This window comes from Rhizobium sp. EC-SD404 (assembly GCF_902498825.1).
GTDB lineage: Bacteria > Pseudomonadota > Alphaproteobacteria > Rhizobiales > Rhizobiaceae > Georhizobium.
Genome location: NZ_LR701449.1, coordinates 1 through 20,032, shown reverse-complemented (window position 1 = coordinate 20,032; position 20,032 = coordinate 1). Strand labels below are relative to the sequence as shown.

Sequence of the window (20,032 nt, the reverse complement as noted above, 5' to 3'; positions counted from 1 at the left end):
CGAGCGTGACTGGCAATGCAAAGGCTGCAAAGATCGCAAAGTTGCCGCTTCGATCGTTCCGGAATTGCTTGAGCATTGCTGTTCCCCCATAAATAAGAAACAGCACTCTGGCGCTTAAATTCTGTGCGATCGCTTAACTTCAGGAGCCGTTATCTGCTGAAATTACATGTGGTAAAGTTTTCGTGAGCAAATTAGAGCCAGCTTACTCAATTCTGTTCGCCTAGGTCGTGCAACGGCACTGGACTTTAGCCCGGTCGTTGAGCGCGCTTCGCTCCGATCAAATAGCGCAGAGAAATGCGAGCGGTCGTGCGCTCCTTGGTCTCTCAAATGAGACGCCGGCTTCGCTCCATGAAATTGACACGACGATTGCTTGTAATGGTCGTGGAAGCCCGGGAAGCAACGGGTAGCGAGGACGCGCGGTGAGCGATCCGCCGTCTTAGCGTTATGCAGCCAGTTCAGCCGGATTTTTCGTCAACAGGCGAGCCAAGTTGAGGAAGCAGACCATTCCCGACGGCAACGGGATGATGCCTTCCGCATAGCTTGCATGGAACTCGGCGGACACGAGAGGTATCGGTTGGATGTCGCCCGGACTGACCGACAAAATGTCCGACACACGTTCAACGACCAGCCCGACAACCTTCCCATAGACTTCTGCGACGACAATGGCACTGCGCTCTGTGGGTTGGGCGGCAGGCATCCCAAGACGGGCCGCCAGATCGATGATCGGGATCACTGAGCCGCGCAAATTCATGACACCCAGCACATCGCGGGGAGCGTGAGGCAGGGGTGTGCAAGGCGCCCACCCCCTGATCTCCCTTATCGCGAGCGTTTCCACACAGAACTGCTGGTTGCCCAGATAGAACGCGATGATTTCCAAAGACGTGTTGGAGCTGTTGATCGAGCCGGACATCAGAACTCCTCCCAGCTCTCATGCGACTGAGCGACCGCAGCGGCGGTGGATCCACCACCGAATGCGCTCGCGAGTTTCCGGCCGAGCTTCCGGGCGGGTGAGTCCACAGACCTCGCGCGGTCAGTTGCGACAACAGGCCCCTTTGTCACCGGCTTGGATTGGCTCGTGTAGCCGTCGACGATCTTGAACTGCGTCATCAACTCATTGAGCGCGACTGCCTCTTGAGCCAGGCTATGGCTGGCGGCGGTCGACTGCTCGACCATAGCCGCGTTCTGCTGTGTGCCTTGGTCGATGCTATTTACGGCTGTGTTGATCTCCTTCAAGCCGAGTGATTGTTCCCGCGCGCTCTCGGCAATCGCCGAGACATGCGTGTTGATCTCCTGGACCTCCAGCACGATCGTCGAAAGTGCCTGCCCCGTCTCGCCGACCAACGCCACACCCGATTTGACCTGCTGACCGGAGGCGTTGATCAGAACCTTGATCTCGGTTGCCGCACGAGCCGAGCGTTGGGCGAGTTCACGCACCTCCTGAGCCACAACTGCAAAGCCTCGACCGGCATCGCCAGCTCTTGCAGCTTCGACGCCAGCGTTGAGTGCCAGTAGGTTGGTCTGGAATGCGATGTCGTCGATCAAACCGATGATGTTAGAGATTTCGATTGAGGACTTCTCAATCTCACTCATCGCGATGATCGCCTGGTTGACGACATGGCCGGATCTCTCAGCTTCGACGCGCGTTTTGGCGACGAGCTGGCTGGCTTCTTCAGCGCGCTTGGTGCTGTCGGCAACCGTAGTGGTGATCTCTTCAAGCGCGGCAGCGGTTTCCTCGACCGAAGCTGCCTGCTGTTCCGTGCGACGCGACAAGTCGTCTGCTGCGACCCGGATTTCTTCCGAGCCAGAATGGATCGCGCGGGCGTTCTCCGTAACCGATACCATTGCTGAATTGAGCTTGCTGACAGCGTTGTTGAAGTCGGCGCGCAGCTTATCCATTTCACCAGCAAAGGGTCGATCCAACTGATAGCCGAGGTCCCCGTCGGCGAGCTTGCCAAGTCCGTCGGCGAGAGCGTCAACTACCGCCTGGATTTCTGCAGCTTCTTTGGCTTTGAGGCGTTCGCGTTCCAGCCGCTCGGACTCGCTCATCCCGCGGGCTTCGATCGCCTCATCTTCAAGACGGACTTTCTCGATGGCAGCCTGCCGGAAAGCCTCAACAGCGTCAGCCATCTTGCCGATCTCATCGCCGCGGCTGAGCCCAGGCACCCATGCTTCACGATCACCTTCCGCCAGAGACTGCATGCGCGCATTTAACGCCGCGATGGGACGCGTGATGCCCAGCGTGGAGACGATCAAGGACACGATCGCCATCGCCACTGAAAGCGCAATGAGGGCCCCAAGAGTGATCAGCGTCAGCCAATCACTAGTCGATTTCAGTGCGGTGCTCTGCCCCTGAATAGTGTCGGACATGCCCTCGCTCCAGACGCGAAGATCGGTCGTCAGTCCATCGATGAGAAGGTCGGTCTCGATCATGGCGGAGCGGGCCGCTTCATTATCGCCGGAAGCATCGAGATCGATGGCGTAGCCCGTGCCTTCTACAATCTGCGTTGCACGATCGTGGAGCGACGAAAGCACTGTCGCTTCCGCCGGCATCAATTCGATGGCTCTCGAAAGACGTTCCACCATCTGCTCGGTGTTGCCTTCGTAACTTTCCAGAGCAACTGCATGCGCTGGTGATCCGGGTTCACTGTCGAGTGCCTGATAGGAGCGGTAGGCGACAGATTGTAGATTCCGCGTCGCACGGGAAACCATCGATGTGGCTTCAATGTCAGACTCGATGAACTCCAGAAAGGTAGCGCTCGATGAATTGGCTTTGTAAGCCATGAAGGCGGCGCCGCCCACAGAGGTCACGGCAAGCGCGACAACGAGCGTCAGTATTTTCGCTCTAACCGAAGCGTGCGACAAGAATTTCATGAGAGGTTCCCAACCTGCAGTGGGGCAGAAGCTGTCAAAGGCTCATCTTCGATGAGCAACGCTCAGCGGGTGGATGCGTACGACTAAGTTCAGATCTGCCGGAAGATGGTCATCGCGGTCATTGGCGCTCATGGCCTCAAGAGTGATCTCGCCCGCAGAAGCGATTACCGTCGTGCACAATTTCAATTTGGTTAAAATGATTTGCCAGTTGTTGCAGTACTTCAAAGTCGTTGTCGCAGCACAGCATGATGGAAAGCGGAACCACCTCCGGCGGTCAACTCTCCATCAAGCCACCCGATCATATCCACACAATTCAACTTTGCGGTCAGCTGATTGGATAGCCCCGCGTTTCGCGGACTACCCCATCCAGATACCTGCGACCCGAAGCGCAAGTATGTCAGGAACGGGATGCTGTCACCGTGGAGTTAGAACGGCGACAGGAAATGTAACGTGAGGGCGTTAACCGCCACGCTCGGTTGCTCAACTTGCAGTCGATCGTGGCCACAAGCACACAGGCTTTTCTGCTTCAAAAAAATGCTGCGGAACCTGAGCGACTACAAGCCGTTCCAGATGCAAGGGACTGCCGGAGAGTTTCAATATGTACACCCAAAAAGAAGAAGCGGCCGTAGCGTGCCGCATGAAACCTGTGTTCCTGCTGGTCGCTTCAAGCAAGATCATGGTGTTGACTTTGCTGTCAGCCAGCCTGTTCGGGTTTGTAGATTTAGGTGTAGAAGATCGCACCGGGATTGTCGTTCACGCTGAGATCGCGGCAGCGCAATAGGGACCACGGCTTATCTCGCTCGATCAATCGCAGAGTGATCGTCTACTCGCCTAAATAAAGTCGTTAGCCGGGATGGCTGCTCAATTCGGGTTCAGGCGGTAACTGGCTTGACTTCTTCAACTGGAATATCCAGCTTGTGAGAATGGATCAGCTAAAACGCCATTTGTTGCGACATTTTCGGGTGTTCCCCATCGCGGGCATCTGACCCCCGGCTAGTTGGCGCTCGCCCTAGCTGTGGGGCGAAATTGGCAGGCTTAAGGGCCGCCCGAGACCGCAGATGCGGCAACCAATCCATAATTTCATGAAGCTGGTGTCGGCAACATTTGTTGTCGCACGTATCCTTGAGGACGGGGACGTTTGTGTCTCACCATACCAACCGGAAGCCCGCGATCACCGTCACGCGTCAAGACCATGATCGACTATCTCGTCTTGTCGATCGCTGCACAAATGTTGAAGTGGCATCATTTTTGGCCGCGGAACTCGATCGAGCGCGGATCGTCGATCAGCCTCGTCGATCCCGGGGGTTCGTCAGGATGGGCTCCTCTGTGCGCTTTTCGAGCGATCTCGGAGAGGAGCGCGTCGTAACGCTGGTCTTTCCAGGTAATGCCGACATCGCTGAGGGAAAGGTTTCCATCCTGTCCCCCATCGGGGCTGCCCTCGTTGGCCTTACCGTGGGACAGTCCATCCATTGGACAGGCCCTGACGGCCGGGTGCATCGCTTGACCGTGACAGCCGTGGAACCCGCGCAAGCAGAAGATCCGGCAATCCCAACCGCTCCCGTGACGACGTCATGAAGCGCAACGGTTCTATAAACAGACTCTCGCTTTGTGGTGGGTGTCTCATCGCAGGATCGTAGCCCCTGTGTCGCGAGGCGACCAGGGGATGATCCTTCAACGTTCCTATCATTCAGACGCTCCCGACGGAGCGCAATGGAGACGTGCGATGTCCAAAGACAGCTGCATTCTTACCACCAAGGATTTCACCATTCTCGAAGTCATGCGCGATCGATGCCTCGATCCAGGGGCACCGCTGGCCCGCGTCCTCGATCAAAAGCTCCAAAATGCCGTCGTGGTTTTCCGGGATGATGTACCGGCAGAGGTCGCGACGCTGAGCAGCCGCATCACATACAGAGTCGATGACAATGACACCGATACCCGCCAGCTCAGCGCTGAACGCATGGGTCCAGCCGTGGGCATGTTTCTCCCGATCTCCACGCTGCGCGGCCTCAGCCTTCTTGGGCTGACAGAAGGTCAGACATTTAAACTGACAATGGGCGATCAGACCTTTGAAAGCATTAAGCTGGAAAGGGTGCACTATCAGCCAGAAGCCGCTCGACGCGCGAAACTCGTCCCTCAAATACCTGCCGCAACTTCATTTAAGAGGCCGATGCTGAAGGTCATTCAAGGATCAACGCAAAAGTCGTCGACCCCGTCAGTTCCAGGGCTGTCGACCAAATGGGGCGACCAATAAGAGAGGCGACCCCTCGGTGCTACATGTTGATCCGGCCCCGAAGCGACCGCTGGGCCGGATCAGACTATGATTTGATCATCACTGCCCAAGTCGCGAACTCGGCGGTTCATGCAGGGGCGATTTGTCAGGCTTAGTCACTCATGCCGGGATCGGCATGAGTTTGTCCATGTTGTCGTCGATGACCGTTCTCGTCATCATTCGGAGAATCGTCATGCGGGCCAACTTTCGCAAGGTGAGCATCTCGTGCTCGGACATACCTGCGCGTGGCACGCGGTCCAGAATGCAAAGCGTACCGATTGGCTGACCATGTAAACCGATCAGGGGAGCCCCTGCATAAAACCGGATGAAGGGTGCTCCGGTTACTAACGGATTGGCCGAGAAACGGGGATCACGGCTGGCGTCAGGAATGACGAGGACGTCTCGCTGGACGATGGCATGGGCACAGAATGAGATATCCCTGCTGGTCTCGCACACATCCAGCCCCACACGAGCCTTGAAAATTTGATGGTCGCGGCCGACGATCGACACCAAAGCTATCGGAACGTGGAACAGGTGCGCAGCCAGATCGACGATGATGTCAAAGGACTGATCGGGTGGCGTGTTGAGCACCGCCATGGTCGCCAGAGCTTTGAGGCGGGCATCTTCGTCACGCGGTAAGGGATACGGTTTAAAAGTGCTCATCAATTGCGATCCTGTTCAGTACAGGACTATCGCGGATCGGTAACAAAATCCTTGACGCGAAGCCGATAGGCGGCTCGGGTTGCACAAAGAAGCCATGGCACTGATGGGTTAGTGCCTACCTCGCAAGCCGTTTATACACGTGTTCAAAGTTAGCCAATCATTGCGAAGGGCGAACGACCGCGCCCTGTCATGGAGTTTGGAGCGGCATGCCGGCGGTGATCGCTGAAAGAGAGCCTTCAGCTGTTAAATCAGGCTTCGTCGTTTCCCACCAATATTTCTTTTATTATCCAAATCAAATCTTCCGAATGAGCAGCTAACAAATGTTTTTGATCGGTTTCATGCTTCCCTCGAAGAATAAATGTGAATTTATGGTAGAGCCCTACGTTCCTAGTTCAACAGTCCGATACTCTTTACAGGCATGGGTAGACCGGGAAATCTCGACGGACGAGGCAGTGCGCTTGACTGATTCCGGGAGTTTTATTGAACTGTACAATTTGGCCGTGTCATACGATGTCGACCTCGTAAAAATCCAGCGCGTTGCTGGGGAAACCGACGAAGAGTTCGTGGCGAGATTTCTGCAATTTCACGAAGAACTCGCCCACATACTAACAGCAACCGCCAAATCGGATTAAATACAGACAGTTTACATTGCGCGCCATACTGCAGAGTTGTCTGCTTGTTTTACCGCACAAGACGGCGATCGACGATTTCGGCGCCGGCCATGCCGGCCTCGCTCTTCTTTCCCAGTTCCAGCCCGATATCGTGAAACTGGACATGGAACTGATCCGCGATATCGACACCAACCCGGTGAAGCGCACGATCATCAGCCACACCCTAGCGATGTTGGAAGATCTCGGTATCGTTCCTCTATGCGAAGGCGTGGAGACGGTCGGCGAATTAAAGGTCTTACGCGATCTCGGCGTTCGACTGGTGCAGGGCTACCTTCTGGCCAAGCCCTCCTTTGAAACCTTAGCCACGCCCATCTCCATCGACAACTCTGCGTTTGCGATGGTTTCCTAGCATCAAATGCGCGGACGGCCTCAATGCGAACCGCTCTCGAATGCTAGGGTCGCTTGATGCAGCGAGGTCGGTGAGCTGCTGGGGAGTTACACAACATGGCGTACGGTGCAGTCGAACAAGTGCTTATAGGGAACGCTCAGCAATGCGGACCAGTTGTTGTCCTAGGCGAAGGCCAACGGTCGGCAGCGCGTCGCATCCAAAGACTTTGAGCGATAAAGCTGTGAGACCTCCCATCCAATTCATAGAGTCGAGAAGACTCTTGAACGAGACGACTTGGTCGTAAAAGAAGCCTGTGCCGACCGAGCCGACAGAGACCCGCTCTCTATCCTTAACCCCGGCACCTTCAGGCCGCTGAGACGATCACGCAAGGTAGCCCCGAAGCAACCGCTCTGGTGGTCGAGGGTATCATCACCGGCATCGGGTTCATCGGAGCCAGCGCAGTCTTGGTCGTCGAGTCGTCGGTGAGGGAACAGCTACAGCTGCCAGCTGGAGTGGACCCCGTTTCACCGGACAGTCGGCGGTTGGGTTTAGGCACTAAGACGCAGGAACTCGCGTGGTGAGCGGAACCTGAGCCCGGAGTGCGGGTGGACCTCACAGTAGTCGTCGATCCAGTCGGGCAGCAAGGCCAGGATGGTATCTGCGTCTGGGAGGATGGCGGTCGAGGCGTAGTCTCTTTTCAGTGTTTTGACAAAGGCCTCGGACATGCCGTTACTCTGCGGGCTTCGAACCGGTGTGAAGAGCAGATTGATGCCGAGGGCAGCGGCGACCTGCGCGGTCTGCTTGGCATTATAGGAGCTGCCATTGTCCGAGAGCCATTCCAGTCCGTGCGGGACCTTAAGAGTCTTGAAGCGGCGTTCGACCCCCGCGATCATCAAGTCACAGACCATTTCACCAGACATGCCGGCATTGGCCACGGCTGACCAGGTGATGATCTCCCGGTCGCAGGCATCGATGACGAACACAATGCGGACCACCTCGCCATTGCGGGCACGGATCTCCAGATGATCTGAGCACCAGCGGATGTTGGAGCTCAGCGCAACGACGACGCCGTCGTGGGTGCGGGTAGGCCGCAGAGCCGTATGCTTTTGGAGTGTCAGCCCGTTTTGCTGCATGACCCTGAGCACGCGGTTGGCGTTGACCGTGGGCAGGCCATCCCGTCGCCTCTGCCGGTTCAGCAATGCCGTCACCCGGCGATATCCATAGGTTGGCCGCTGGTCGATGATCGGCCGCAGCTCCGCCAGGAGAACGATGTCGTCGGGCTTGCGATAAGACCGCGTGGCTTGGACGGTTTGTTGGTGCGTTCGATCAGATTCGACCGGGAGACGCCGAGGGTTCTGGCGATCGCGCTCATTGGGAACCGTCCTCTGGATCGCTCCACGACAGCAACGGCGGCGTCCGTTTTTTTGGGCGAGCGAGTTCAAGGGCTTCCTTGAGGATCTCGGCTTCCATGGTGTTCTTGCCCAGCATGCGCTCAAGTTCGCGCACCCGCTTCTCCAACTCGCGGACCTGGGAAGCGCCGACAACGTCTTCATCCGCGTGAACGGCGGCATGACCACCTTCGAGCATGCGACGCTTCCAGGCGAAGAGCTGGGAGGGGGAAATGCCGGCACGACGTGCCACGTAGGAAACACTCATTCCCGGCTGCATGGCTTCCTCCACCAGCCGAACCTTCTCGGCCACTGACCAGCGCCGGCGGCGCTGCACGGAGGTGATCACTTCGATCCGCTGAAACGGCTCATCAGAACTCTTGGCCATAGTCGTACTCATAGGCAAATGCCTATGCCTCATCGGCTATGCCGACTATCCGGTCAAAATGGGGCGCGCTCCACCAGCATGTGGGCCACTGGGGCAATCGGAGTTGCGGTCGGCCTCGGCACCTATGACATCGCACTTGTCATTTCGATCGTGACATTTCTTGCGCTTCGCGCGCTAACTTCGCTGAAGCCGACTCCCAAAACTGACTAAAGCAAGGCATCCTCGCCGCCATGTGTAACCTCTACTAACTCACGAAGGGCCAGTCGGCGATCATCGAGCTCGCCCGTGCCATGCGCGACCAGACGGGCAATCTGCCGCCCACGCCCGGCATCTTTCCCGGACTGCCCGGCGCCCATCGTTCGCAACAGAGCTAAGGGCTTGCGTGACCTAGTCTTGGCCCGATAGGGCATGCCGTCGCCGCGGTTTGTGCTGAAGGGCAAGAAGGTCGACAGCGGTGTGACAAACATCCCCAATGTGAAAAGTCCGCACTGGGGCCGCTGGCTTGGTCTCGCGAACCGATGCCTCGTGCCGTTCACCAGCTTCTCGGAATAGCAACGTTTGACGGTAAGAAGGTGCCATTTTGGGTGGCGGCCGACGAAAGCCGGCCGCTTAGCATGGTCGCCAGGATCTGGACCAACTGGACGAGCGCCGGAAAGGTCAAGGAAGGCGAGAGCAACGCCGATCTTTATGGCTTCCTCACATGCGAGCCGAATGCCGTCGTCGGATCTGTGCACCCGAAAGCCATGCCAGTCATCCTCAAGACGGCCGAAGAAGCGGACATTTGGATGCGGGCCGAGTGGATCGAGGCGGCTGAGCCACAGCGGCCGCTGCAAAATGATGCAGTGCGGATCGTAGCCATGGGCGAGCGAAAGGATCACGCAGCCTGAGGCAGGTACGGATCACATCCGCTCCCGGACGTCGACATAAGTCTGAAGGCTCGAGCACGCCTCCCGAAGCGCCTGTGACACGTTCGCCACAACGCCAAAATATTCGAGAAACACGTCTCGAATTTGGAGATCAGGTAGCCAATTCGAGACATTATTGCAGCCATCAGATTCGAGCGATCCCCTCCCCCAATCGGGTCGCCTATGGAGAGAAAATGAAGCACATCATCGCAGTTGCACTCGCCTCGACCGTCATGTCCGCGTCGGCTTTCGCCGCCGATGCCGTCGTCTATAACGAACCCGCTCCGATCAGCGCTCCGATAGTCGCTCCCGGCTTCGACTGGACCGGCCCTTACATCGGTATCCAGGCTGGCTACGCCTGGGCGGAACTGGACACGGGCCCGGCAACGATCGACGCTGATGGCGTTCTCGGTGGTGTGCATGCTGGTTACAACTACGACCTCGGGGGCTTCGTCGTCGGGGCGGAAGTCGACTACGACTTCGCCAACATCGAAATCGACGGCGGCATCGGTGAAGTCGACGGCGTTGCACGTGGCAAGCTGCGCGCCGGTGTCGATCTCGGCCGTGTGATGGTTTACGGAACCGGTGGCGTTGCCTATGCGACGGCCGACACGGTTCTCGGCGACCTGAGCGACTTCGGCTGGGCTGCCGGCGCAGGTGTGGATTTCGCAGCGACCGACAGCATCATCGTCGGCGCCGAGTACCTCTACCACGACTTCTCGGACTTCGATAACACCGGCCTCGACGTCACGGTTCACACACTGAAGGCCAAGGTGTCCTTCAAGTTCTGATAGATTCTCAGCGAGAGTGCTTCAAAAAGGGGCGAGCGAAAGCTCGCCCCTTTTTGCATGTTGAAGGCTGGGTGTGGAGCCGATGAGGGGCGAAGCCTTCATGATTTCTGTAGCGATCTGTAGCGATCCTTCGGCGCTCAGGCGGCTGCCAGTTCTCCCTCAATCCAGACGATCGTTCACATGGTCGATCTTATCGACGAGCCGTTGGAGCTATCGCTGCATCCGGCGCGATTATGTATCCTTCCGAAACTCGATCTCCGGCTCTCCCGGATGCATCCACATCGTCTGAATGCTTGGGGAGCCTAGCTGGCCATCAGCACTGTCGGTTGATCTGGCACAGATGCCGAACGTGAGCATGGCCCCCGCCGATAGCCGAACGAATTGGTCTATCGCCCCAGCAACAGTCTGTTAGTATTTTTGTCGGTCGGCGAACATCTCATTCACAATACATCGACCGACCAGCCGCGCGTCAAACTCGCGCCGCCGCCAAGCCTGGAACAATGAAGCCTAGACCGTCGCGACAGCGAGCGGGACAACTTCCGTTATCAAAGGCGATCCCCAATGGCCCAAATTCGAACACCCGAAAACCAGCGAAACTTCATGGGCGGTATCCTTATCCTTGGTGCCGTGGTCTTCGGATACTTCTGGTATGCAACCGCCCCTATGGACGCGATCGCCCCTATCCAGGGTGAAACGCAGACGCAGTGAACGGCCGGACGAAGGACGTGAAACTGGCGTGCGTCCTTGTTTTCATAGCCGCGATCATCTCGACTGCTGCGCTGGCTCATCATGCCGTCGCTTTAAAGATCAACATGAGGGCGGCCGTCTACCGCCTTCCTAACTTCCCGGTCAGAGGATTGGATATGGCCACGCCTATGCGTACAGGCAGAGTTGAGGACGACATCGCAACGATCAATGCTATATGGGAGTGGATGGGACCGACATTAGAGGTCCGCCGTCAGAGCGACCGTTCGACCAGCAAGCGCGGACACGGCGTTATTCGCAACTTCGATCTCGCTTCAGTCTTCACGGAAGGGCGGAAGATGGAGCATTTTTCGTCGGTCGCAGATCTCGCCCAGGTCTGGGAAGTCGTTCGCCACCGACGGCGCTAATGGACATTCCGTCAACCCCGATTTTTTGAGGCTTTTCGCGTAGCTTCGTCGAGCCGGGCCATGAGCTCGAGCATGCTGTCAGGTGTATCGTGGTCGAGATGGAACTGAGGCAGGGCCGCATTGGCGCGCCTCACGGTGTCATCTCGACATAATCTCAGGATCGCTCGCGCGACGCCGTCTTCCGATTTGGATGTCATTGTGATGTCCCTTCACAGGGCAGAGATGCGCCAACATCTCATACGTTCCGGAGAAACTGGGCGAGCACCGGATTCCTTTGGCTACGGCCCCTGCAAACTGGTTGCCAACTACTCCAGGACGTTGTTGCCGACCCACATCAGAAAGCCACCAAGCAGCGTCCAAGCCACGATGATGGTCGCAACGACGCCCTTTGATCGCTCTCGCACCTTGCCGAAATCCCGTGCGAGGGGCTCAATCTAGGTGATCACTCGCTCCGCCCTTCCGACACGGCCGTCGATGTGATTGAGCGTGCTTTCGACGTTCTCCAGCTTCTCGTAGACCCGCTTTCGGCTCTCGGCCGAGGTCCGCTCATGTTCCCGCTGGGTCTCGATGAAGGCATCAAGCTTGCCCTCCAGCCGCCCAAGGGATCGTTGTACGTCACTTTCAGCCATCAGCTCGTCCTAGTCTTGCGTGGTGGAGAGAGCCGCACGGCGACCCGCACTTGCATTAGTGTGGCGATCGCAGGCCGAGCGATTATAGACGCCGCTCGCACAACCTCTCGCGACGGTGTCGTCGATGCGCTCCTGGTCCGCCAAGGTTAGACCTTGAGCGCCGGGCAACCCGGTCCCGATCGCCTACTCAGGCCGGCGACATCGGCCGGTGGCGAAGTCGTACACCCCGCCAGCGTCAACGCACTCGCGACGAGTAAGCCCCGCGAGATCGGCATTGTTGATCGCTTCATTGTTCTGCTTTTCCACGGCGCGGCGAGAGTCGTCGGCTCCGTCCTGCCGGATCCATGTGACGAGAAGGCCGAGCGCGAAGACCGCCACGGCTGCGATGATGATGCGGGACAAAGCGAGCATCACACTTCCACGGTCCGGCCGATCAGGCCGTTGAAGCGGCGCTGCAACACGTCACGGTACCGCCACGCGAAGTAGACCAGCACGATTGCCGCCACACCGCCGGCAACCCATAGCCACGGCGATTCGGCGGCCCAAGCCACCGCGCTTGAGCTGGCCACAGCGCTGCCGCCCTTCTGGACGACGTCCTTCACCGCGGCGATGTCGCGGCGAAGCTGTGCCAGCGTTGCAGGCCCGAGGATGCCGTCATTGACGAGGTGCGGATGCATCGTCTTGTATCGACGAATGGCTAAGAGTGTCTTCGGACCCATCCTGCCATCGGCGTCGCGAGGATCGACACCGAGTTCCTTCAGCGCGTCCTGCGCTTCCTTGACCACGGGATCAGGCGCGGAAGGCGGCGTGCTGGTCGCGACACGCGGCTCGCCTTCCTTCACGCCGGTATAGATGCCGTGCTCGAGAAGCTTTGCCTCTTCCTGTCGGCGCCGCACCAGCCCAGGCAGTTCGCGACCGGCCGCGGTGTTGTAGTTGCTGCCAAGGATCCGGGCCGCTTCCGCGATGGCCCCTGCCCGCTAGGCATCCGCCCAGCGCCAGTTCATGGCACCACCGCCGAGATTGTAGACGGCCAGTATCGCGTCATCGAACTGGTGCTGCTTTATAATGCCCTTCGGCATTTTGGCGATCGCCATCGGGTCGTATTCCGATCGAGCATGGCGGTGAAAATCTGGTCGGCCTGCGCCCTCGTCAGCTTCGTCTGGCCGGGGACGATCTTGCCTTCCGGCATACAGAGGCCTTTCAGGTAGGCCGTTGCGACTTTCGATCGGTTCTTGCCTCGATCCCGATTGTCGTCACGCCGATCGGGTCGAGATACCCGGTCAGCACTTCGCCTTCGTGGGCACGCAGAAATGCGCGGCCGCGTGATGTCTCCAGATTAGTTTTTGCGAAAAAGTGATTGAACCTTTCGACGGGCTCAGCCGTAGTTGCCTCAATCCTTCGAAGGGACGAAGCGCCGTCGTCGCACCATGAGCCCCCCAGCCCGCGGCGACGGCGCGAGGCCTTCTGAATGCGATGTAGCGAGTTCTGCCATGACGATAGGGCGCGGCATCGGAAATCTCACTGATGAATGAGGGCGGTTGCCTGGTTGGCATTGGCACCGCAGCATGTGAAGGCAACCGAATGCCGCGGTATTATTTCGATGTCGTCGACGGGACCCAACTTGATCGAGATGATCAGGGCATCGATTACAGGGATATTGCGGAGGCGCGCATCGCTGCTATGGATGGCTTGGGCGACATAACCCGCGAAATCCTTCCCGACGGTTCACGGCGAAGCGTCGTCGTTAAGGTCCGCGATGAAGCTGGCAATTATGTTTACGCCTGCAAGATCGATTTCCGTGGCGCAGAATGCAAAGACCTCACTTCTTCATCAGACACTGATGACGGTTGATCCATACAGGCATTGTTGGCCGGATAACTCCAGACCGGCGACGGCTGAGCCAAGTTCTTGGCGCCAGGCCCTGAAAACACCGACGTCGGCCAATGCTCCAGTGGTTGCATGAGCACCAGTCGGTGCTACTTTCCGCCCCCTGATGCGGGGAATTGACGATGGATCGAGAGAGCGGTGTCCGAGCCATTCTTCGGGAGATGGCCGATCGTCTGCACGCACCGCTTTCTTATGATCACCTGATGAAGGCACATCGGAGCCTGATGGAGCGGTCGGCACAGCAGATGGCCGTTGAGTGACGCCGCGCCGCAGCCCTTCCTGGAAAAGAGCCACCGCCGCAAGATTGGGTCGCCTTTCTGATCATGGCTTCGCGCAGCCTGAGCGACGCGGAACTCAACGCCGATCTGGTGAAGTTCAAGCAGCTTCTGGGGACGCATTACGGGCCATTCAACGAGCGGAACATCAATCCGATAGCCAGACCAATATTCCCAGCCTTGGCCAGTTGCGAGCGCGTATCAAGGGGAACGACAACTCGCCTCAGGGCTGATCAGCTGTGGCTGGATTTCGCAGTTCGCTCGACTGCAAATGAGATACAACGGCGCGAACACGATGATCGATGCGCGGAAGGTGAATATCATGGATACGTCGAGCCGCGCCCCGAGCGGATTCCAGTGGTGAATTATGTAATCCGATGATTTTGACGGTTTCGGCTCAGCCGCTACCGCGTGATTTCATCGGATCGATAAGCGGGAAGACCCTTATGCCGGTTGAGATACCGATCACTTTCCTCGGCGATGACGGTATGCCGACTGATGACTATGTCCGGGGCAGTCCATGCATTCGGGTCGCAGTTTTTGCAGTCTATGAGCGAGGACCAGGCGCAGACATTCCCGCCAGTCCAACGTGGGCTCTACTCGATACTGGAGCGGACCAATTTTACGTCGATCGCAGTCTGATCGAAAAGCACCAGGCACCCAAAATACGAGAAGTCGCCGGGAAAGCTGACGGAACGAGCCTGCATGACATCTATGTCCATATTACTGGCGACCGCTTCACCTTTAGGCAGGAAGTCGTGGCATGCGACATGGTTGGCCTGGAGCAACCGTTTCGCGTCATCCTCGGCCGGCAATTCTTCAAATATGCTCGGTTTGAGTTTTCTCTTCGGGAGGGAGATCCGTCTCGTTTACTGTTCTATGGGAACGGCTGATCGTCGGTGAGTTGACGGAAACTTCGTCTAACGTGACGTGGAGCGAGCCGGTCTTAGCGGGATCTGGATAATCGGCCCGAGGCATTGTCGCCACACAGCCCCGTCACAGGAGGCACCGTTTCGACCGTTCCCATGCGAGGAATACCAGGCGCTCTGTGATCCGGCGTCGTCCGTCACAACTTCGATGCCCATGCCGTCGTCGATGATCCGGAGCCTAGCTGGACTGCCTATTCCGGCGGGGATCATATGATTGCTGGCCATTCGTTACATCTCGGCCACTCGAGATCATCCATCTTCCCAACACATTCAAATAGGCTGTATCGAGGCTGCGCCGCCCTCGGGCCGCTTAACGCCGCCCCAGCGTCGCTAGCGACTCCGTATCCAGGTGCCCAAGAATACGCCTCAGTGCCGCGATGTCATTCTTGTCTTCGGCGCTCCCAAGTGCGTCTTGCAAGACCACGCGGATGTCGTCGGCTCCGACGCGCTCCATTTCCCAATCTGGATACAGACGCTCGCGCTTCTCTGCGCTCCGATCCAGGGTGACGATATCGTAATGGCGCGGATCGCCATGAAGGCTTGCAATCAGGGTCTCCACCTGTGCGGGTGGTCCCTCAATCCACTGGAAGAAGACGCCGCTGCCAAAAACGAGCACCCCAGTGATCTCCCGGGTGACATTACGGTGTTTGGACAACTCGATAATGCGACCAACCTCAACGTCATCGACTCCTTCGGCGGCGCGACTGCAGTATACAAATGTGTCGAGCAAGGATGACGCCGTGTCATCGTTCTCTGCAAAACCGAATTCGTCGAACATGGGGCATCTCGCTTTGTGAATGCCGGGCAGGCCGTCCTGCCGGTGGGTCAGCGACACGGTAACGCACCTTTCTATTTTGGGTAAAGAAGCAATGGCGTTCTGAGTCGGTCTCTGTTCGCGCAAGCTCCGGTTTCCGGGCGGGTGCGGATGGCGTCAAAAGTCACTTTACGGCTTCGCTGCCGTTCACCTGAGGCGGGTGACCGCACATCGAACATTCGATGATCGGCTTCGAAGCACCAAGAATGATGCGCTCGACGGCGGCATTAAGTTGTAACGACGGCTTTCCCTTAAGACACCCCCCAATGCCTCCTGTGGCGTGACATCTCTCATCCCCCCGCTTACCGAAGATCACGGTCTCCGACGCCGCGCCTTGCCGTCGTCTCTCCTCCACGCGTTCTCCCATCGAGCGGATATCTCCGGTTAAGAGCGCGGATATTGATAATGACGAAGACGATCGGAAAAGAAATCAATCCGAATGTGACGCTCGACAAGCTTCTAAACTGAATGCTCACATCAAAGAACACTGCAGCAGAAAATGTCACAAGCGCGAGCAGCAATAAACCGTTGTTTACCAACAGAGATCGCGACGAGTTGTTTTCCAAGACACTTCCCCCAAGCGCCATGCAGAATGGCTTCCGGCCTCTACGGGCCAGCAAGGGCAACTAGGGTTGTGACGGAGTGTAGCCAGTGGTCCACCCCGGTGAATGACTAGGCCACTATGACGCAGGGGCAAGCCCCCTTAGCCGCATTCTGCTTAGCCAATGCATAGGCAAAGCAGTCGCCGAAGTTAAGGCCGCCCCTGGTGCCGAAACCCTGGCCGTACTCGATCCTCGCCTGCATCGCCGCGCGTGCCTGTCGGTCATCGACAGAGGCAACGTCGATGTGGAAGTCGCTCAGGAAAGCGTCGAGGGCGGCAATCGCCGCGCGCCGATCTCCACCCTTGATCCTTTCGGCCATCACCGTGCCGGTCTCGACATAGTTGACGGCGGAGATCAGACGCGGCTGGCTTTCCTGAAGAGCATACATGCAGGCGGACCCTTCGGCCTCTTCGAACAGGATCGCCATGTCGAGAGCCGAACGGTCGCCGGAACCAATTTGCCCCTAAAATCTTATAGGGCCACACACACCCAGAATGCCCCAGCAAGAGGGCGCTTGTAGCTATCGAGAAGGTAACGTCCCTTCCTTCTCGATAGCTAGAACTTCATTTGTCATCGCTTGAAACCACTTTCAGCCCCGCTGAGGCTCGATCGCGTGATGACCCGGTGACGCTCATCGTATTGAAAGTGCGGCTTCGACCATGGACGGCGAAGGATAGCCTCTATGAGGCCGATCTTCGAACCTAGAGGCGGAACAATGGATAAAGTCACAGACGTTCGGTTGATCGACATGGAGATTACCTTTCGCAATCTCAAAGGCGCTAAAGTTTACGGTACCGAGGACGAGGTGGTAGGAACAATCGTCCACCTGCACGGTGTTGGACCAAACAGCCAGGTTGTCATCGATGTTGGTGGCTTTCTGGGATTTGGAACTAAGTCGGTGGTGGTGCCCGCCCGTGACCTGGACATCATGCGCGATGAAAGCGGTGACGTTTTTGCTTCGACTAATTTGACGGAAGTCGAGCTCAAAGAGATGCCGGAGCATCGAGAGACCAAGGCGCGAAGTACGACATGAATCGAGCTTTATGATCGTTGGTGAAAATCGCCAATCGAATAGAGACGCACATTTTTGACAGCATCGAAGGTCTCTTCCGTCCGTCATAAAACGGGCGAGGCGGCCCTGACTTTTTCAATATTTCTGTCGATGTGGACACTTTGTGCAGGCGACTTGTGCCGAACAGATCTGCGCTTTGTGATCGGGTGACGGACACACGCCGTCGTAGCTACCTACGGCTGAAAATTGGCTGAATGTTACGAGCGATCCGACCCTGTCGTTCGGCGCCGAACCGCCCCAGCGACGGGAACGGTTTCCCAAGGCCATTATGGGTCCAACAGCTGACAATCGGCCCTTGGTTTCGGTCTTGACGTAAGCAGACATTTCTCGTCGCTTGATTTAACTTAGCACCATGCGGATCGCGATCCATACGCTCGGCACGCGCGGAGACGTCCAGCCCTATATTGCACTCGCTCGGGGCCTGATTGCCCGAGGCCATGAGGTTCAGCTTGCCGCTCCCATCCAGTTTTCTGCAATGGCCGCAGAGCACGATGTTCGCTTCATGGGCCTGCCAGCCGAATTTTTGGCGCTGCTGAACACGGCAGAGGGGAAGGCAGCTGTCGCAGGAGGAAATGGGTTCAGCGCTGGCTTCAAGCTTCTCAAACAAGTCCGACCGCTGATCAGGAGACTGCTTGATGCCGAGTGGCAGATAGCTATCCGCTTTGCCCCTGATGTGATCGTCTATCATCCCAAATCGATTGCTGCGCCGGATATAGCCAGTGCTCTGGGCGTGCCACATGTTTTGGCGTCCCCTATCCCCGGCTTGACACCGACCTCAGCCTTCCCGACACCTCTGCTTCCATATCCGTCATTGGGTCCCTTCAACCGGGCCAGTCACTTGCTTGCGACCCATGCGGCGGAACTGCTTTTTGCCAGCGAGTTGAAGGCCTGGAGACAATCGACGCCCGGTTTATCTGATCGGACGAGGCGAAAGCCGCGTGCAGGCACACTCTACGCATACAGCCCGGCAGTGCTCCCAAAGCCCCACGACTGGGGACCGGATGTTCTGGTAACTGGATACTGGTTTCTCGACGAGCCGGGCTGGCAGCCTGATCCGGCGTTGGATGCGTTTCTCAACGCTGGTCCACCGCCGGTCTATTTCGGGTTTGGGAGCATGCCGGGGCTCGACCCAGAGACGATGACCGGGATGATCCTCGATGCCCTCGAAATGACCGAAAAACGCGGGCTGCTGGCAGTCGGTAACGGCGCAATCGGCCTCGGAAAAATGAGCGATCGCGCGTTTTTCCTCAAAAACGCGCCACATGATGTTCTTCTTCCCAGGGCATCGGCGGCCGTCCATCATGGCGGCGCCGGGACGACCGCTGCCTCCCTACGCGCAGGCCTGCCGACACAGATCATTCCGTTTTTTGGAGATCAGCCCTTTTGGGGGAGACGGGTTGCAGCTCTTGGAGCCGGCCCTGCACCGTTGAACCGGCAAACGCTGAGCGCCGGTATCATTGCTAAAGCGCTGAACGCAATGGACGGGCCGGCAATGCGATCTCGTGCGAAGGCGCTTGGTGCTGCTATCGAAATGGACCGTGGAATTGAGATGGCGATCGAATTCCTGGAAGGCGCGAGCCGTCGAACCAAAAGCTGATGTCGCTTCCGCAGAGAAAAGCCGCACCAAATAGCCTCATATGTTTTTCAAGAAGTCATTGACTGCGACTGAGCGCGCGTTTCTCCAAAGTGCTTTTGGGGGGTCAGCCGCCATTCAACCTCATCAGGTAGCGGCGCGTCTGCACGCGCCGCCATCTGAACTTAGACCAGCCGCTCGATGGCGGTGTAGGTCCCGCTGGTGCGCAAGGTCAGCGATACGGGTGCATCGCCACGATTGCGCCAGAACCAGCCGTGCTTTCCGGTGAAGGCCGCCTGAAGCTGACCGTCATCGGCGGCAACGCTGCGACCCTTTTCGTAGCTGATGTTTTGCCCACTGCCATCACCATGCGTGTCGTAATTCACGGTGCCGCCTTCTGAGACGGCCCATGCGAAGGCCGCAACCTCACCTTCGACCATCGTCAGCTTGATCTCCGCGCCCTCGCCAGGCTGGAGTACGATGGTCATTTCATCCTGGCGCTGCTCCTGCGCTGCGGCGGGCGAGACGATCAGCGCGCCGATCGTGCCGAGGATGCTGGACTGGCGCTCGGGTGCCGGCGGTGCCGGTGGCGGCGGCGGGGCAACAGGGGCGACGACTGGGGCAACCGTGGTGGTTTCGGTGCGCGTCGAAGAACCAGTATCGACCGCAGGCGGATTGGCACGGTTTGCCGCGTCCATCGCAGCATCGGCTTCCGCTTCCTCGGCGAGCTGCATCTTGATCTCGCCCATCTCGGTAAGATTGAGAGCGGTGCCGACGCCTGTCGGATCAATCCCGTATTCGGACGGAAGCACGATGGTGACGAGGAGAGCTGCCGCGGTGACGGCGGCGATCGCGGTGGAGCGCA

At 57.9% G+C, this 20,032-nt stretch carries 20 protein-coding genes and 2 pseudogenes; 12 read left to right on the top strand and 10 right to left on the bottom strand.

Annotated features, from left to right (window positions below):
* Nucleotides 1–442: 442 nt before the first annotated feature.
* Both GC125_RS00290 and GC125_RS00285 read right to left on the bottom strand, forming a co-directional pair.
* The gene (locus tag GC125_RS00290) at nt 443–910 is read right to left on the bottom strand and encodes a chemotaxis protein CheW (RefSeq protein ID WP_151983207.1); all 468 of its coding nucleotides are present in this window, start codon (nt 908–910) and stop codon (nt 443–445) included.
* A complete protein-coding gene (locus GC125_RS00285) occupies nt 910–2,781 on the bottom strand; it encodes a methyl-accepting chemotaxis protein (RefSeq protein WP_353617022.1) in 1,872 nt (623 codons plus the stop codon). The genes GC125_RS00290 and GC125_RS00285 overlap by 1 nt, the downstream gene beginning before the upstream one ends.
* Before the next feature lie 688 nt (nt 2,782–3,469).
* On the opposite strand from GC125_RS00285, the gene GC125_RS00280 reads away from it, so the two are divergent.
* The 3 genes from GC125_RS00280 (at nt 3,470) to GC125_RS00270 (ending at nt 5,122) form a co-directional block, all read left to right on the top strand.
* Nucleotides 3,470–3,652 carry a hypothetical protein gene (locus GC125_RS00280; protein ID WP_151983205.1) on the top strand — a complete coding sequence of 61 codons (183 nt, stop codon included), beginning with the start codon at nt 3,470–3,472 and terminating at the stop codon, nt 3,650–3,652.
* 359 nt (nt 3,653–4,011) lie between these two features.
* Nucleotides 4,012–4,446 carry a nucleoside diphosphate kinase regulator gene (gene rnk, locus GC125_RS00275; protein ID WP_151983209.1) on the top strand — a complete coding sequence of 145 codons (435 nt, stop codon included), beginning with the start codon at nt 4,012–4,014 and terminating at the stop codon, nt 4,444–4,446.
* 148 nt (nt 4,447–4,594) lie between these two features.
* The gene (locus GC125_RS00270) at nt 4,595–5,122 is read left to right on the top strand and encodes a GreA/GreB family elongation factor (protein WP_151983204.1); all 528 of its coding nucleotides are present in this window, start codon (nt 4,595–4,597) and stop codon (nt 5,120–5,122) included.
* Between the two features lie 138 nt (nt 5,123–5,260).
* On the opposite strand, the gene GC125_RS00265 is transcribed toward GC125_RS00270, so the two are convergent.
* The gene (locus GC125_RS00265) at nt 5,261–5,803 is read right to left on the bottom strand and encodes a GAF domain-containing protein (RefSeq protein ID WP_151983203.1); all 543 of its coding nucleotides are present in this window, start codon (nt 5,801–5,803) and stop codon (nt 5,261–5,263) included.
* 648 nt (nt 5,804–6,451) lie between these two features.
* Here GC125_RS00265 and GC125_RS00260 point away from each other — a divergent pair.
* A complete protein-coding gene (locus tag GC125_RS00260; RefSeq protein WP_286165296.1) occupies nt 6,452–6,823 on the top strand; it encodes an EAL domain-containing protein in 372 nt (123 codons plus the stop codon).
* A 527-nt stretch (nt 6,824–7,350) separates the two neighbouring features.
* Here GC125_RS00260 and GC125_RS00255 read toward each other — a convergent pair.
* A pseudogene (locus GC125_RS00255) lies at nt 7,351–8,578 on the bottom strand (IS3 family transposase).
* Nucleotides 8,579–8,868: 290 nt separating this feature from the next.
* Here GC125_RS00255 and GC125_RS00250 point away from each other — a divergent pair.
* The 4 genes and pseudogenes from GC125_RS00250 to GC125_RS00240 all read left to right on the top strand — a co-directional run bounded on the left by GC125_RS00250 (nt 8,869) and on the right by GC125_RS00240 (nt 11,386).
* A pseudogene (locus GC125_RS00250) lies at nt 8,869–9,465 on the top strand (SOS response-associated peptidase family protein).
* Nucleotides 9,466–9,677: 212 nt separating this feature from the next.
* Nucleotides 9,678–10,274 carry an outer membrane protein gene (locus GC125_RS00245; RefSeq protein ID WP_151983201.1) on the top strand — a complete coding sequence of 199 codons (597 nt, stop codon included), beginning with the start codon at nt 9,678–9,680 and terminating at the stop codon, nt 10,272–10,274.
* A gap of 561 nt (nt 10,275–10,835) precedes the next feature.
* Entirely contained in the window at nt 10,836–10,982 is a 147-nt protein-coding gene (locus tag GC125_RS19865) for a hypothetical protein (protein ID WP_199864376.1), read from the top strand.
* Nucleotides 10,979–11,386, top strand: a complete 408-nt coding sequence (locus tag GC125_RS00240; RefSeq protein WP_151983200.1) for a hypothetical protein — start codon at nt 10,979–10,981, stop codon at nt 11,384–11,386. Before GC125_RS19865 ends, GC125_RS00240 begins: the two co-directional genes overlap by 4 nt.
* 434 nt (nt 11,387–11,820) lie before the next feature.
* On the opposite strand, the gene GC125_RS00235 is transcribed toward GC125_RS00240, so the two are convergent.
* The 3 genes from GC125_RS00235 to GC125_RS20160 all read right to left on the bottom strand — a co-directional run bounded on the left by GC125_RS00235 (nt 11,821) and on the right by GC125_RS20160 (nt 12,911).
* Nucleotides 11,821–12,015, bottom strand: a complete 195-nt coding sequence (locus tag GC125_RS00235; RefSeq protein WP_151983199.1) for a hypothetical protein — start codon at nt 12,013–12,015, stop codon at nt 11,821–11,823.
* A 183-nt stretch (nt 12,016–12,198) separates the two neighbouring features.
* Nucleotides 12,199–12,426, bottom strand: a complete 228-nt coding sequence (locus GC125_RS19860; protein WP_199864375.1) for a hypothetical protein — start codon at nt 12,424–12,426, stop codon at nt 12,199–12,201.
* Nucleotides 12,426–12,911: a peptidoglycan-binding domain-containing protein gene (locus tag GC125_RS20160; protein WP_286165295.1), complete on the bottom strand. Its 486-nt coding sequence runs from the start codon at nt 12,909–12,911 to the stop codon at nt 12,426–12,428. Before GC125_RS20160 ends, GC125_RS19860 begins: the two co-directional genes overlap by 1 nt.
* 628 nt (nt 12,912–13,539) lie before the next feature.
* Between GC125_RS20160 and GC125_RS00220 the strand changes: the two genes are divergently transcribed.
* Together GC125_RS00220 and GC125_RS00215 are read left to right on the top strand one after the other, a co-directional pair.
* Nucleotides 13,540–13,866 (top strand): DUF6894 family protein, encoded by a 327-nt coding sequence (locus GC125_RS00220; RefSeq protein ID WP_151983198.1) that lies wholly within the window; start codon nt 13,540–13,542, stop codon nt 13,864–13,866.
* Nucleotides 13,867–14,554: 688 nt separating this feature from the next.
* A complete protein-coding gene (locus GC125_RS00215; RefSeq protein WP_151983197.1) occupies nt 14,555–15,070 on the top strand; it encodes a pepsin/retropepsin-like aspartic protease family protein in 516 nt (171 codons plus the stop codon).
* A 346-nt stretch (nt 15,071–15,416) separates the two neighbouring features.
* Here the strand turns inward: GC125_RS00215 and GC125_RS00210 are convergent, their stop codons facing one another.
* A complete protein-coding gene (locus GC125_RS00210; RefSeq protein ID WP_151983208.1) occupies nt 15,417–15,884 on the bottom strand; it encodes a BLUF domain-containing protein in 468 nt (155 codons plus the stop codon).
* Nucleotides 15,885–16,592: 708 nt separating this feature from the next.
* Nucleotides 16,593–16,949: a type II toxin-antitoxin system VapC family toxin gene (locus tag GC125_RS00205; RefSeq protein ID WP_151983196.1), complete on the bottom strand. Its 357-nt coding sequence runs from the start codon at nt 16,947–16,949 to the stop codon at nt 16,593–16,595.
* Nucleotides 16,950–17,237: 288 nt separating this feature from the next.
* Here GC125_RS00205 and GC125_RS00200 point away from each other — a divergent pair, with 288 nt between their 5' ends.
* Nucleotides 17,238–17,555, top strand: a complete 318-nt coding sequence (locus tag GC125_RS00200) for a PRC-barrel domain-containing protein (RefSeq protein WP_151983195.1) — start codon at nt 17,238–17,240, stop codon at nt 17,553–17,555.
* A 391-nt stretch (nt 17,556–17,946) separates the two neighbouring features.
* Entirely contained in the window at nt 17,947–19,191 is a 1,245-nt protein-coding gene (locus GC125_RS00195; RefSeq protein ID WP_151983194.1) for a glycosyltransferase, read from the top strand.
* A gap of 161 nt (nt 19,192–19,352) precedes the next feature.
* Here GC125_RS00195 and GC125_RS00190 read toward each other — a convergent pair.
* A partial coding sequence (locus tag GC125_RS00190) for a hypothetical protein (protein ID WP_151983193.1) occupies nt 19,353–20,032 on the bottom strand: 680 nt, incomplete at its 5' end.

What these genes read in the sequence shown, in the direction of transcription:
- GC125_RS00290 (WP_151983207.1), bottom strand. Translation starts at nt 910, where the DNA reads ATGTCCGGCTCGATCAACAGCTCCAACACGTCTTTGGAAATCATCGCG.
- GC125_RS00285 (WP_353617022.1), bottom strand. Translation starts at nt 2,781, where the DNA reads ATGGCTTACAAAGCCAATTCATCGAGCGCTACCTTTCTGGAGTTCATC.
- GC125_RS00280 (WP_151983205.1), top strand. Translation starts at nt 3,470, where the DNA reads ATGTACACCCAAAAAGAAGAAGCGGCCGTAGCGTGCCGCATGAAACCT.
- GC125_RS00270 (WP_151983204.1), top strand. Translation starts at nt 4,595, where the DNA reads ATGTCCAAAGACAGCTGCATTCTTACCACCAAGGATTTCACCATTCTC.
- GC125_RS00265 (WP_151983203.1), bottom strand. Translation starts at nt 5,803, where the DNA reads ATGAGCACTTTTAAACCGTATCCCTTACCGCGTGACGAAGATGCCCGC.
- GC125_RS00245 (WP_151983201.1), top strand. Translation starts at nt 9,678, where the DNA reads ATGAAGCACATCATCGCAGTTGCACTCGCCTCGACCGTCATGTCCGCG.
- GC125_RS19865 (WP_199864376.1), top strand. Translation starts at nt 10,836, where the DNA reads ATGGCCCAAATTCGAACACCCGAAAACCAGCGAAACTTCATGGGCGGT.
- GC125_RS00235 (WP_151983199.1), bottom strand. Translation starts at nt 12,015, where the DNA reads ATGGCTGAAAGTGACGTACAACGATCCCTTGGGCGGCTGGAGGGCAAG.
- GC125_RS19860 (WP_199864375.1), bottom strand. Translation starts at nt 12,426, where the DNA reads ATGCTCGCTTTGTCCCGCATCATCATCGCAGCCGTGGCGGTCTTCGCG.
- GC125_RS00220 (WP_151983198.1), top strand. Translation starts at nt 13,540, where the DNA reads ATGAATGAGGGCGGTTGCCTGGTTGGCATTGGCACCGCAGCATGTGAA.
- GC125_RS00215 (WP_151983197.1), top strand. Translation starts at nt 14,555, where the DNA reads ATGATTTTGACGGTTTCGGCTCAGCCGCTACCGCGTGATTTCATCGGA.
- GC125_RS00210 (WP_151983208.1), bottom strand. Translation starts at nt 15,884, where the DNA reads ATGTTCGACGAATTCGGTTTTGCAGAGAACGATGACACGGCGTCATCC.
- GC125_RS00205 (WP_151983196.1), bottom strand. Translation starts at nt 16,949, where the DNA reads ATGGCGATCCTGTTCGAAGAGGCCGAAGGGTCCGCCTGCATGTATGCT.
- GC125_RS00200 (WP_151983195.1), top strand. Translation starts at nt 17,238, where the DNA reads ATGGATAAAGTCACAGACGTTCGGTTGATCGACATGGAGATTACCTTT.
- GC125_RS00195 (WP_151983194.1), top strand. Translation starts at nt 17,947, where the DNA reads ATGCGGATCGCGATCCATACGCTCGGCACGCGCGGAGACGTCCAGCCC.